Source organism: Streptomyces sp. LX-29, from assembly GCF_029541745.1.
GTDB lineage: Bacteria > Actinomycetota > Actinomycetes > Streptomycetales > Streptomycetaceae > Streptomyces.
This window is the reverse complement of sequence record NZ_CP089746.1, coordinates 8178231-8191447: the sequence shown is the minus strand read 5'-3', so window position 1 is coordinate 8191447 and position 13217 is coordinate 8178231. Positions and strand designations below refer to the sequence as shown.

The 13217-nt window shown below is 69.0% G+C and carries 10 protein-coding genes; 5 read left to right on the top strand and 5 right to left on the bottom strand.

All coding sequences use genetic code 11. The features are described 5' to 3' along the window. Positions 1–67 precede the first annotated feature (67 nt). The 3 genes from LRS74_RS33425 to LRS74_RS33415 form a co-directional block, all read right to left on the bottom strand. Positions 68–1375, bottom strand: a complete 1308-nt coding sequence (locus LRS74_RS33425) for a hypothetical protein (protein ID WP_277744517.1) — start codon at positions 1373–1375, stop codon at positions 68–70. Between the two features lie 677 nt (positions 1376–2052). Beyond that, a complete protein-coding gene (locus LRS74_RS33420; RefSeq protein ID WP_277744516.1) occupies positions 2053–2238 on the bottom strand; it encodes a hypothetical protein in 186 nt (61 codons plus the stop codon). A gap of 96 nt (positions 2239–2334) precedes the next feature. After that, positions 2335–3783 carry a hypothetical protein gene (locus tag LRS74_RS33415; RefSeq protein ID WP_277744515.1) on the bottom strand — a complete coding sequence of 483 codons (1449 nt, stop codon included), beginning with the start codon at positions 3781–3783 and terminating at the stop codon, positions 2335–2337. A gap of 149 nt (positions 3784–3932) precedes the next feature. On the opposite strand from LRS74_RS33415, the gene LRS74_RS33410 reads away from it, so the two are divergent. Then, positions 3933–4196 (top strand): hypothetical protein, encoded by a 264-nt coding sequence (locus LRS74_RS33410; protein WP_277744514.1) that lies wholly within the window; start codon positions 3933–3935, stop codon positions 4194–4196. 72 nt (positions 4197–4268) lie between these two features. Here the strand turns inward: LRS74_RS33410 and LRS74_RS33405 are convergent, their stop codons facing one another. Further along, on the bottom strand, positions 4269–5090 hold the full coding sequence (locus LRS74_RS33405; protein ID WP_277744513.1) for a TIGR02391 family protein: 822 nt from the start codon (positions 5088–5090) through the stop codon (positions 4269–4271). 209 nt (positions 5091–5299) lie between these two features. On the opposite strand from LRS74_RS33405, the gene LRS74_RS33400 reads away from it, so the two are divergent. Then, the gene (locus LRS74_RS33400; RefSeq protein ID WP_347178185.1) at positions 5300–6061 is read left to right on the top strand and encodes a TnsA-like heteromeric transposase endonuclease subunit; all 762 of its coding nucleotides are present in this window, start codon (positions 5300–5302) and stop codon (positions 6059–6061) included. A 520-nt stretch (positions 6062–6581) separates the two neighbouring features. Here the strand turns inward: LRS74_RS33400 and LRS74_RS33395 are convergent. After that, positions 6582–7067: a hypothetical protein gene (locus LRS74_RS33395; protein ID WP_277744512.1), complete on the bottom strand. Its 486-nt coding sequence runs from the start codon at positions 7065–7067 to the stop codon at positions 6582–6584. 431 nt (positions 7068–7498) lie between these two features. On the opposite strand from LRS74_RS33395, the gene LRS74_RS33390 reads away from it, so the two are divergent. Genes LRS74_RS33390 through LRS74_RS33380 form a run of 3 tightly spaced genes read left to right on the top strand, consistent with a single transcriptional unit; the run spans position 7499 to position 12820 of the window. Next, positions 7499–8218, top strand: a complete 720-nt coding sequence (locus LRS74_RS33390; RefSeq protein ID WP_277744511.1) for a Mu transposase C-terminal domain-containing protein — start codon at positions 7499–7501, stop codon at positions 8216–8218. Next, complete coding sequence (locus tag LRS74_RS33385; protein ID WP_277744510.1) at positions 8212–9270, top strand: TniB family NTP-binding protein; 1059 nt, start codon at positions 8212–8214, stop codon at positions 9268–9270. Before LRS74_RS33390 ends, LRS74_RS33385 begins: the two co-directional genes overlap by 7 nt. A gap of 16 nt (positions 9271–9286) precedes the next feature. Continuing rightward, entirely contained in the window at positions 9287–12820 is a 3534-nt protein-coding gene (locus LRS74_RS33380; RefSeq protein ID WP_277744509.1) for a helicase associated domain-containing protein, read from the top strand. Positions 12821–13217: the final 397 nt, after the last annotated feature.

The following is a 13217-nucleotide window of genomic DNA, read 5'->3' as shown; positions in this document are numbered from 1 at the left end:
ATGCCAGGTTCCCGGGCGGGAACCCGTGGTGCCCGGCTCGACGTCAGGCATGGTGTGCCGATCCGGGTTAGCGCTGGTAGTTGGCAACGGCGTTCAGGTAGTGCGCGTGCTGAGCAGGCGTCAGACGCTGTCCGGACCATCCATGGCAGAAGGCGCAGGCGGGCCCGTTCCACTCCCAGAAGCTGCTGAGTTCGACGAGTTGGGCCAGCGTCATCCGTTCTGTGTGCGGGGTGAGGGGACGCGAGTGCTGGCAGTCTCCGCCCACGGCGTGGGAGCGGCCCTGGAAGCGGCCGTTGAGGTTGGAGCCGTACACCCACACGCCAGCCAGCGGCCCCAGCGCGGCCGGGTCCTGGCGGAAGGGACGCACGTTGAAGCAGCGGCCGGGGAAGGTGAGCGCGGCGGCCCAGGCATCACGCAGGCCGAAATGGACGTCCTCGACCTGGTCGGCGAGGTGGCGCAGGTCCGTGTTGCTGGTGGCCTGCTCAGCCGCCTTCAGGGCGACCGTGCGGTCACTGCGGCTCCAGCCGGATGTCGCGCAGTCCTCCTGCAGGGCGGACAGGCTCGATGCGGCCGCCAGCCCGTCGCCGCGCTCCGCCAGCATAACCGGCCCTGGAGCAGGCTGGCGAGCATCGGCCGGCGCACGAGACGGAGCCGGGTCGGGCGCGGCTGTGACCGACTGAGGCGCGGCGGCCAGGTCGGCGGGACCGCTGAGGTGTGCCTGGTATGCGGCGGAGAGCTCTTCCAGATCGTTCCTGCGCTGCCGGTGCAGGTCGACGGGTTCCTGTCGGCTCGTATCCAGCAGCTGCACGCCGCGCTGGAAGGGATGAAAGCCGATCGACTCCCACAGGGCCGCAATCTTCTCTTTCGCCGCGGCGCGATAGGCGTCGGTCACCTCTTCCCTGTTCTCGGGCCACTCGGCCATCCCGGGTTCAGCCGCGACCGCGCAACATCCGCCAGACAGCCGGCGTACAGCTTCGGCCGCAAACGCTGGACCCAGGCCAAACCCGCGCCAAGGCCTGGACAGGAACACCCGATCCAGGATGAGCAGATCCCCCACTGGGCACTCGATGGCTTCCTCGAAGGCGGCCGAGTACTCGCCGTCGTCGAGGACGGCGGCAGCAATGCTCTCCAGGTCACCTGACTCGGCGTCCGCGACCGTCCAGCGGTCTGCGCCGGTGTGGTTGCGCAGCCGCCGCAAGCGCAGATACCCGACCTCGTTGCCATCGTTGATGAGCCGGTCGCAGGCATCGGTGCAGCCGCCTTCGCATTCCTCCTCCTCATCGTGGAAGGCACGGATGGAGACATACCAGTGCTCGAGCGTGTCCTCGTCCTCATAGGGGACAGCAGGATGTCCGTGGGTGTAGATCAGCCGCAAGTAGGCCGGGTCACTGGGGAGTTCAGATGCAGGACGGCGCGCAGGACTCATGACCGTGGAGGCTAACCGCTGGCACTGACAACCGGCCCGCAGTGCGGCCTTCCCACCCCCTGACCTGCACATCCCACTCACCAGGCATCACCGTGCGCCGTTGATCTGGGTGGGGTGCCCGTTGACGCGCTGCCAGCGGTAGTGCGTGGTTCACTCGAACCCCGCTGACACCTGCAACGCCAACCGCAAGGCTGAACAGAAGGAGGTTCGGCGAAGGTGACATTGGTCGATACGGCTTCATGTCACTGAAGACTCGGGACATTGTCACCGTGATCAATCAGCTGAAACGGTGGCTGCTCAGCCTTCACATGTCTCCCTGCCAGTGACATATGAAGCCGAACACCTCGGTGACAGCTTCCCCGTACCTCACAGCCCCGGTCCGGCCCACGGACCGTGTACCAGCGCAGCCCTCGCCGCCGAAGCGGCTGCCGGTGCGGCACCACCATGACGAGTGCGAGAAGACGCTGTACGAGGGCGGCACGTGCACCTGTGACCTCATCGAGGAGTTGGGGCCGCCCGCCGAGCGGGACGACGCCTACTAGAACAACCCTGTTCGCTCCCCGACAGCACGAGACCTCGGGCCTCAAAGGGTCCGGGGTCTCGTGCTGTCGAGGGTCGACGGCCGGCTACCGGCGGCGCGGTGCGGTGGCCCGGATCTCCGCCAGGACGACGCCGGTCACGGGGACGCGGTGCACAGGAACGTACAGGCCCCAGTCGGCGTCACCGGCGGTGAGCCAGCCCCCAGCCCACGCGCCCGGGGTGGTCGACAGCTCCCGACCACCGAGCGGGCCACCCACGAGTCGAACGATCACAGCGGTACCTCCATCCGGCGCGGCTCTCCCGCCTCACCCCTTAGGTGAGGACTCAGCCCATGGGGGACAGCATCGGGATCGCCGACGGATCCTCCGCTACGCGGAGTTGGCACCGCCTGAGCGGAACCAGAACCTGCGCTGCCGATGGGCGCTCGCAGTGCTCTGTGCCGTGGTTGGCTTGCTTGTCTGGCCGGAGTGGGCGCGTCCCAGCACGGCGGTCCGCACGGCCGACCAGTCTTGAGCCCGCCACCAGTCGAAGAGCTGGCCGGTGGTGAGCACCGGGAAGGTGAGGGCGTCGACGAACTCTTTACGCTGGTACACCTCGGTGGGGCGCTGGGCGGGGTCGAGCCGGTGCTGATGGTTGACGATCAAGGCGGAGCAGGTGACCGGCTGGTTGGGGCGTAGCTGCGGCCAGGTCTCCAGGTGCCGTTGAAGATGGGAGACCAGTTTCTCCGGTGCTGCGCCGGATGCGGATTTCACCTCGATCAGGCACGTCTCCTGATCCCACATGGCCAGTAGGTCCGCCGACCTGGTGGCGCCCAGTTCCGCATCCAGGTCGGTGACGGTGAACCCGGCGGCGCGCAGCACGACGGCGACCGCGTCGGTCAATTCGCCGCCGGTGCCGTACAGCAGCCCGGACCGTACGGGTTCGGCTTCCTGCCGCGCCCGTTCCAGGTCGGCCTTAAAGCGGGCCTTGTCGTCGATGTAGCGGCGCTCCAGTTCCTCGAGGGCGACGCGGGCGTGCGTCTCTGCGGGTGTCTCCAGGCCGACGTCGATGCTGTGCGGGGCCCGGACGCGGCGCAACGCGGCCGGAACGTGAGCAGGCAGGGCCTTCTGGGCGATCCAGTCGATTACGGTGTCCCAGTCGACCGCGTCAGGAATCACGTACCAGATCTGTTGGCCGTCACTGGGTGTCCAGCGGGCAACGACCGGATCGCCCAGGCTGTCCACCAAGATCGGCACCAGCTCCCCTTCGGGCTCATGGACAGTGGCCCCCTGAGGGCCCTCCATAGCGGTCGCCTGCAGAGCCATGGCCCACCATGGGGCGTCGGCCGGGCGGTTCCGCAGCCGCAGGCCCAGATCACGGTCGGCCGCGTCCAGATCAGGAGCCAGCGAGACCTCCACCCCTGCGGGCAGGCGCTTCCCGACGATCGAGCCGGTGAAGTTACGGAAGTCCACACGGGCGCTGTAGCGACTGAAGACGTTTCTTCGGAGACCGCTATGGTCCGCATTGCCCATCGTGGCGATGATCAGCGCGGGCTCGCCGCGCGAGGCCGCCCCGGACAGGAACCGCTCGAACTCATCCGCGCCCCGGCTGGCGAAGTGGCTCGGATTGATGGCCGCAGCACAGGTGCTGGCCATACCGAGCCAGCGCGGCTCAGCTCCCGACTCGCTCCAGGAGATGTCCGCGTACTTGGCCGACGCCGCGAAGAGCTCGTGCGCATAGTCGGCCGCCTGCGGATCGGGCTCCGACATCTCCGCAGGATTGTGAACAGCAACGTGGACAGGAACCAGCCAGCTCGGACCCTGGGAATGTGCAGCCATGACAGCACCGTAGCCGCCGCGTACGACACCGCAGCCACACCTTTTCCTCCCCCACGGCCACGGCAGGGCGCCTTGTCCGTCCGGCGTCACGCGCGGCCGCGCCGTCGCGCGCGAGCAACACCAGCGGCGCACGATCCCCTCGCCGCTTCGTGACCGTGGTCGGTGGTCTGGTCGGGGCCGACTGCTGCCGTGACCGGGACGCGCAGCGCCGGCAGGACGGCGCCGCACCGGGACGGGAGGAGAGCAGATCCGTAATTGATCGGTGTGGACGTGGCAACGGGGACCGGTTGGTGCTGGGCGTGCTGACGCAGTACCGGATGGCCGCCACCGAGCAGGCGCACCGGGTGATCGCCCCTGAGGTGCGCATCGAGCAGTCCCGGCGGCGGCTGGCCAGGCTGCGGGCTGCTGGTTGACGCCTCCGCCCGGTCGTTGAGTGTTGAGTGGTGTGGCCCAGACGTTAATGCCTCATACGACTCGTGGCGCCGCTAGTCCTCCGTGGGGATCGGGCCTTCGCACTCGTCGATCCAGTGCGCCAAAAGGCTCAAGGCAGCCAGGCGCTCCAGTGCCTGCTGCGCGGTCATCTCATCGGCCGCTTCGTGGGTGGCCGTGTTGCGCACGGTCATGTTGAGCCCGGGAGCGTACTTGGCGAGACCGTTCTGCATCGAACTGACTGTGCGGTCGTTCGCATCCCCTGGCCACCTCAGAACTGGCGCCCTGGCGGCGAAGACCTTCTCGTAGACGTTCGTGGCGTCCATGCTGGACAGCCCCGTGCGGGCCTTGACCTGGGTGGTGAGGGTCTCAGCAGCCGTCTGCACGGCAAGCCTGAAGTGGCCGTCCAGCCAGAGTTTCCGGGCTGCTCCCCAGATCGTCGGATGCATCGCTTCCACGCCGGTGGTCGGCGGCAGCTCGGCCTCCGCTCTGAGGGCCATTGCCTCCAGCCGCCCCAGGATCTGCTCGGCTGCGTCCAGGACGTCACCTGGTTCAAGCAGTGGCTTCGGGGTGGCGATGCTCCGCCACGCCGCGATCGGGTCCACCGGCTGAGAGAAGGTGGAGACGCCGATGTACATCTGCGTCAGCCCGGGAGCGGCCGAGGCGCGGCCGGCTGCTCGTGCAACCCGATCGCTGGCCGCGCGGAGCTCCTCCTTCGACACGCCAGCCTTGGGAGTCACGGCTGGAACGATGCCGCGGCCGAAAGGGGCTTCTGTCGTCTCTACATGGAGCAACAGGAACGCCTCGAGCGCCTCCTTGAACTCGGCCACGGCTTCAGCCGTCTTGCGGAGATACTCGGGGTTCCGGGACGCGTCCATGCCGCCGATGGTGTCACGCTCGGCGGCCGTCCCCAGCGGTGGCCTCCTCCGCTTAGCGTGGCGCTCGGGTTGTGAGCCAGACGGGGCAAACTCAGCCCCCTCCCCCCGAAGCAGCCCGACGCGTTCGCTGAGTAGGGCTTGGAATGCGTGTGAGGGAGCAGGCCGCCACGTGGCCATTACCTGATGGGATGCTCATCGGTTGAAGGTGCATGTGGCAGCAAGGCTCCTCGGCGGTCGCTGATCCCTGTCGATACAGCGCCCGTTTCCTGGATCCGTACGGGGAAGAACAGCGGATGCCGTGGGGCGAGGCCGCTCGTATCGTTCGTTTGGAGGACTGCGGTCCGGTACGACCGTTTCCCCTGCGATCTGGCCGTCGTTTCGCGCCGGGCTGGTGGTGGTCGGCTACCACCGGGCGACTGGTGCACTACGGGTCGGGTGTCATGCGCACCCAGGTGATGCTGCTGGACCGTGATCCTTCGGTCATGACGATGGCATGCCGCCCTGTAGAGCTGTCCTGGCGGGAATCTGATGGGACCAGGGTGTCGCATGCGCCGCATCTGATGGCACGGTTCGGCGACGGCGGCGGTCTGCTGCTCGACTGTGCCGGGCGAGGGGAGATCTCTCCCCTGCTCGCACACCGTGCTGACGTCATCGCAGCGGCGACACGTGCGGTGGGATGGCAGTACAGGGTCGCCTCACCTCCCGAACCGGTTGTCGCTGCCAACCTGGGCTGGCTGTCGGGATACCGGCACCCTCGCTACCGGGACACCGCGCTCTTGGAAGAGGCGGTGCAGGTCTTTGCCCGTCCTCGGCCGCTGATCGAAGGGGCACGTGACCTCGGGGACACCATGAGGGTTCTCCCGGCCCTCTTCCATGCCCTATGGACCGGGGCGCTGTCAGCCCCGCTGAACGAGCCCTTGCATGAACGGGTGACCGTGACAGCAGGCCCGGGCGAGGGGGCGTCTGCGTGACGGCGGCAGTACTCGAGGTGGGGAGCCAGGTGCGGTTCGAGGACCGCTCCTGGACGGTGGTGATGCTCGAAGGGGCCCGTGTACGGCTGGTCGGCTCGGACCACTCCACGGCGACGGTGCTGGTGAGCTATCTGTTCGCTGCTCCTGACTTCGAACTCGTAGGAGCGGCCCGCCCCCAGGTGCCTCCGTTCGGGCTCCTGGAGGAACTGCCTGTGCAGGCGCGCGAGCGTGCTGAGGCCTGGGAGCGGCACGTGCGCGAGGTGGAGACCGGCCTTCCGGTGCCGGGGCAGGGCGGTGCGCCGCGGGCGGAGTTCGATCCGGCGCAGCGGACTGTGGCGGAACGGGAGGAGGCCAAGGCGGCGGAGTTGACCGCGGCTGGGCAGCCGACGAGTGCGGTGACCGTGCGGCGGATGCGGGCCCGTTACCGTGAGAAGGGGCTGTGGGGGCTGGTCGACCAGCGCACGGCGCGTAGGCGTTCTGTGGTGGGACGGGCCGATGAGCGTGTGGTCGCTGCGATCACTCAGGTGCTGGAGGCGCGGCGGGAACGCTCCAGTGGCACGCTGAGCCGGCTGCGGCGCATGGTCGGGTGGGTTCTGGAGGAGGCCCATGGTCCCGGCGCGGTGGAGGTGCCGCCGGTGACGACGTTCAACCGGCTGGTGCACGCGCTCGCCGATGGCCATGGACTGCTGCGGTCGGCGGCACAGCAGCGGCGGCGCACGTCGCGGCCGGCCCCTCCCTTCACCCCGACCGTGGCGCTGCGGCCGGGTGAGCTGGTGATGCTGGACAGTACGCCGCTGGATGTGCTGGTGGTGCTCGCCGACGGGGTGACGGGGTCGGTCGAGTTGTCGATCGCGTTGGATGTGGCAACGCGCAGTATCTGTGCCGCGGTGGTGCGTCCGGTGGGCACGAGATCGGTGGATGCGGCAGTGCTGCTGGCGCAGATGGTCACGCCCATGCGGATGCGCCCGGGGTGGGAGATGGCGCTGGCGATGTCCCGGTCAGTCATTCCCTATGAGCGGTTGGTGTCGTTGGATGCGCGGCTGGAAGGGGCAGCGGCCCGGCCGGTGATCATGCCGGAGACGGTGGTGGTCGACCAAGGTGCGGTGTTTGTCTCCCATTCCTTCATTGCCGCGTGCGGGAGCCTGGGGGTGTCCGTTCAGCCGGCGCCGCCGGCCAACGGCCCGGCCAAGGGCCATGTCGAGCGGACGTTCCGCACCATCGGGGACCGGTTCTCCCAGTACGTGGCTGGCTACAGCGGCTCGGATGTCACCCGGCGCGGCACGCGCGTTGAGGACGAGGCGTGCTGGACTCTTGCGCAGGTGCAGGACCTGTTGGATGAGTGGCTGATCGCCGACTGGCAGCACCGCCCGCACGCGTCGCTGCGCCATCCGATGGCGCCGAAGCTCGCTCTGTCGCCGAACGAGATGTGGCGCGCTCGTGGGAGTCACCGGCTATGTCCCGGTGCCGCTGAGCGTGGACGACTACATCGAGCTCATGCCCATCAAGCGGGTGGCCATCAACGACTACGGCATCCGTTTCGACTACCGCACCTACGACCACAAGGTCCTCAATCCGCACCGCGGGGACCGGTCGGGCGCGCCGGACGGCAGATGGGAGGTGCACCACAACCCCTACGACCCCAATCAGATCTGGGTGCGGCTGCCCACTGGGTGGGAAGAGGTGCCGTGGATCCACCGCGGCTGTGTCAGCCTGCCTTTCACCGACTTCACCTGGCAGCACGTCCGTGCCGCAGTCGAGCGTCGCGGCGACCGCGTCGAGCACGAGCGGCAGCTCGCCCAGGCCCTGGACCGCCTCCTGCGGCGTGCGAGCAACGGTGCCGGGACTCGCCGCGAGCAGACGGTGGCGGCACGCGCCAGCGCCGCAGCGTCCCTGGCCCGACCGGCCGTGCCGCCTGCAGTCCCGGACCCCGTGGCGGCTCCGACCCTCTCCTACGGCCTGGTGGGTGCCTTCACTCCGCCGGAAGAAGAGGATCAGCAAGGGGAGACAGGGTTCGAGGACGGCTGGGACGAGGACCACGACCTGCCCGGCCCCGCTGACGCCGATGAGCCTGCCGGAGGCGAACAGCCGGACTCCGCCGCCCACGTTCCGCGCCCGTCCCGGATCTATGACGCCTACCAGGAAGCAGCACAGTGGTGACAGAGACCCCTGCCGACAGCACCCTTCACGACGGAGCGAGGACCGCGGCGTACGCGCCGCCGACCACGCGGGACGGCTGGCAGCAGTTCGTCGCCACTCCCCCGCTGCAGCCCCATCCGGCCGCGGACGAGGACTGGTCGCTGGAGGAACGGCTCGACTACCACTCCCGGTTCGTGGTGCTGACCACCCCGGCCATGGAACGCATCTCCCTGTCGCTGCGGCGCCTGATGCTCCTCAACCGCCGCCAGCAGGGCACCGCACGCCGCGGCCTGATCGTCTCCGGACCGCCCACCACCGGCAAGACCACCACCCTGCTGGAAATGGGCCGCACCTTCGAACTCGCCGAGCAGCGCCGGCACCCCGGCCGCACGGACCGCCTGCCCGTCGTCTTCCTGGCCGTGCCACCGGCCTCCACCCCCAAGATGCTGGTCAGCGAATTCGCCCGGTTCCTCAGCATCCCCATCGCGGCCCGCATGAACCAGGCACAGATCACCGACGCCGTCTGCCACCTGCTGTGCCAGATCGAGACGAAGCTGGTCCTCGTTGACGACGTCCACCTGCTCGACACCCGCACCCGGTCCGGCGCGGAGACCTCCGACCAGATGAAACACCTCGGCGAACGCATCCCCGCCACCTTCGTCTACGCCGGCGTCGACGTCGAAGCCTCGCCCCTGCTCACCGGGCCGCGCGGCGCCCAGCTCGCCGGCCGCTTCACCCTGATCCGCAACACCGCGCTGCCCTGCGCCACCGAAGAGCAACGCGAGATCTGGCGTGGTCTGGTCACCGACATGGAGCAAGCCCTGCGCCTGCGCCACCACACCCCGCACACCCTGGCGCGGCACACCGACTACCTCCACCAGCGCACCGGCGGCGTCATGGGCAGCCTCTCCCACCTCATCCGCGAAGCCGCCCTGACCGCCCTGCTCGACGGCAGCGAGAAGATCACCAAGAAGCTCCTGGCCGGCATCCAGCTCGACATCCGGGCCGAACAGCAAGCCCGCCCGCCCCGAAAACGCCTCCCGCGCCCGCGCAGCCACACCGCGGGATCCTGACGAGGTTGGAGCAGCAGTGACGAAGGCCACCAACGGGCACCACGCGCAGCCACCACAGCGCGAGCAACACCCCCCCTCCACGCTCGGCCTGCCTATGGGCGCGGTGCGAGTAGCGCCGCTGCACGCTGAAACGACGCTGTCCTACATGAGCCGAGTCGCCTCCCGCTACCGGCTCACCACCAAAGAGCTCATCGGCGCACTCGTGGACGTAGGACGGCGTCCCAACCTCTTCACCATGCGACCCGACGGCGAAGTCGTCTTCAACACCAACGCCCGCGCCATGGTCGCCGCCTTCTGCCGCATGCCCGAAGAACACCTGCGCCGTGCCCTACCGGCCTGGGACCGGGAGGTTCCCTCGAGCAGGCTGGGAAGCGGGCCGGCCGCCTGGGTCCGCACCGCCGCCACGATCCCGCCGACCGGCCCCGGATGCCGGGCCTGCACCGCAACCGCCACACAGGGCCGGGAAGAAGCACGCCGCTACCTCCTGCCGCACGCACGAGTATGCGTCAGGCACCAGTGCTGGATGCTGGAAACACCCGTCATCGACGGAGCGACGGCCAGCCCCGGGCAGCTGGACCTGCGGCATGTGCCGCAGGTCGCAGCGGCCCAGCGCCGTCATGCACGGCTGCTGCGGCGCAGCTCGCACGCCGGTGAAGCGTTCGCTGTAGCGCAGGCGGTTATGGCTTCGTGGTGGGACGAGTCATGGCCGGAAGAGACCACCTGGCCCGACCGGCTGCGGCTGATGACTCACGCAGGCGGCCTCGCATGGCACGCAGCCGCGCGGGATGCGGTGACCTATCCGGAAGCAGTCACCCTGGCAGCGGCCCTGGCCCACGTGGGTGTCCAGCAGCAGCTGCTCGACGAGACGGGCCGGCATCAACCGCACTCGCTCGCCGATGTTCCCCGCCTCGTCAACGAACTGGCCCGGCGTCTTGAGCGGCCGTGGATCGCCGGTCGCCTCACTGTGGCCACGACAGGCCCGCTGAACGCCTGGGTGCGCGCCTGCGTACGCAGCCAAGCCGGACACAAACCGAAGACCCGGAGCATGTGGCGCGTCTCCCCGCCGCACCGGCCCACCCCGGTCTCCCAGCTCCTGGCGGAAAGCAGTGACCGGGGCGAGACACCCGTGCAGCCCGAGCCTGCGTCGCTCCCAGACAGCACTGAAGACGCTGCCCAGGGGTTTGCACGCGGGCTGCGCCATGCCCGCGCCTACGTCGCCGAACACGGCCACCTGTGCGCGCCCAACACCGTGCGGTCGGAAGGCTTCGCCATCGGCCTGTGGCTCGCCAACCAGCGCGCCGCAGGACCCGAACTCGCTCCCGAACGCGCCGCCGCCCTCGACGCCCTCGACCCGTGGTGGAACCCGCCCTGGAACCTGTGGTGGCAGCGCATCTACCACCGCGCCAAGGCACTGGTGAAAGCCGAACAGCCGCTCACGCCCGAACGCGGATTCCCCGGCACCACGGAAAATCTCGGCACCTGGCTCTACGAGCAGTGCACCACCTACAGCAGCCTCCACCCCGGACAGCAGCGACTCCTCACCGACCTCGGCATCACGCAGGAACGAGCCCGTGACGCAGCGCCCCGGCGCCGGGATCTCAAGGCAGCCCGCCGCACCGCCCTTGACCACGCCCGCGCCTACGCCGGCGAGCACGGCCACCTGTGCGCCCCCACTTCCGCACGCCAGGACGGCTTCGCCATCGGCAAATGGCTACACAACCAGCGGGTACACGCACGACGCGGCCAGCTCGACCATGCGCTGAACCAGGCATTGACCGCCATCGACTCCTCGTGGAACCCGCCCTGGCCCACCGACTGGCAGCGCGAACACCACATCGCGCATGCCGCCGTCACCGCAGGCACACTCCTTGATCCGGAAGCCGGATTCCGCAACTTCGGCGACCGCACCGGGCAGTGGCTGTACGCCCAGTGCGTCAACTACACGCAGCTTCAGCCCGGCCAGCAGCACCTCCTCGCCCGCCTCGGCCTCACCGAACCCCTCACGGACACCGCCGTGCCCAACCCGGGCACCCGGCACCCGGCCATGGAGACCGGGCTCTACTACGCCCGCGCCTGGGCCGCCGAGCACGGAAGCCTTGACCTCCCCCGCAACGCTCAGCACGACGGATTCCCTCTCGGCCGCTGGCTGGTCCGACAACGGCACCAGGCCAACCTCCACCGTGGTCTCTTCGACACCCCCTGGCCGCACGAAGAGGCCCTCGTCCGCATCGACCCGTTCTGGAACCCGCCCTGGGGTATGAAATGGCACCGCCGCTACCAGGCCGCCCGCACACAGCTCACCTCTGGCCACGCCCTCGCCCCGGAGAAGGGATTCCCCGGTACACCGGACTGGACGGGACAGTGGCTGTACAACCAGTGCACCGTCTACGACGAACTCCACCCCCGCCAGCAGCAGCTCCTCGCCGACCTCGGCCTCACCGCCGAAGGCGCACGTGCCGCCCGACCCCGCCGAATCACCCAGACCGCATCCTTCGCCGCCGGACTGGTCCATGCCGCGGCCTGGGCCGACCAGCACGGACACCTCACGGTCCCCGGAGACACCCGCCACGACGGTTACCCCCTCGGCCGATGGCTCGCCCACCAGCGCAAGCGCGCCGCCCGCGGACGGCTACCGGACGACCGCATCAAAGCCCTGGAGGCTATCGACCCTCACTGGAGCCCTGCCGGAGGCCTGCGCTGGCACCAGGCCTACCTCACCGCCCGCACCCACACAGCCAGACAAACCCTCCACGCAGCCAGCGACCTCAACGCGCTCCCGACCGCCACAGCAAAATGGCTGTTCACACAGTGTTCCAACTACGACAGCCTCCAACCCGAACAACGCCGACTGCTGACCGGCCTCGGCCTCACAGCTGAACGCGCCCGCGCCCTGGCCCAGCCCCCGAAACCTCGCCAGCCATCCCGCCCCGCCCGCTCCCGCCTGAAGAACCCACCCTCCGCCTTCGCAGCCGGCCTGCCCTACGCCCAAACCTGGGCTGCCCAGCACGGAAACCTCACCTCAGCCGGCTACCGCGCCGAACACGACGGCTTCCCCCTGGGATGGTGGCTGTACAAGCAGCGCCGCGCCGCCCACGCCCACCTGAAGCGAACCGGAAAACCCTGGCCCCACGAGGGAAAACTCGCCGCCTTGGACCCCTGGTGGAACCCACCCTGGCGAGCCAACTGGAACCACAGCTGGCACCAAGCCCACACCTACTACAGCGCCGGTCGGCGCTTCCCCAACCAGACAACCAAGTGGATCCGCACCCAACAACGATCCTGGGAACACCTGCACCCCCGCCAGCAGCACCTGATGGGTGCCCTCGGCATCCACGGCCCCACACCCCTACACCACTACAACAGCCACCCAACGAACCCGACCAGCCACCCAACGAACCCGACCAGCCACCCAAACAAACTGACCAACCACCACACCGACACCCCGGAACAGGAAACTCACAGGTCACAGCCCCGCCCAACCCCCGCCCGCCACCGGCACCAACCGACCCGCCAGCACACAACCGACCGTCAGCCCCAACCAGCCAACTGATCAGCCCAGCTCAACACCCCAACCACCGATCAAAAAGAACGAACGGCGACACTCCGTGCCCGCAGGGCACCTCCACCAGCCTTTTTGCAGTGGAGAGCCTGGCAGCTTTCCTGCAAGGTCCGGCCGACGCTGATCGAATCTGCTCTTTGTTTTCTTCGCGTGCGCGTAAGGGGTCGCCTCTGGGACCGGGTGCAGGCCAGGTGGGACCGTTTCGTGAGCCTGGGCTGCCTGCCGGGGGCGGCGGCAGTTAGATGAAGCCGCGGCCGGACATCCCGGAAGGAGCGCCGTCGTGGCGGAGAAGCGGGACCAATGGCTCGGGCGGCGCCGGATGCATCTGCGGCTGCGGTTTCTGCAGGGCGAGTCCACCGGCTCGTACGTGACGCGGCTGGCTGCCCGT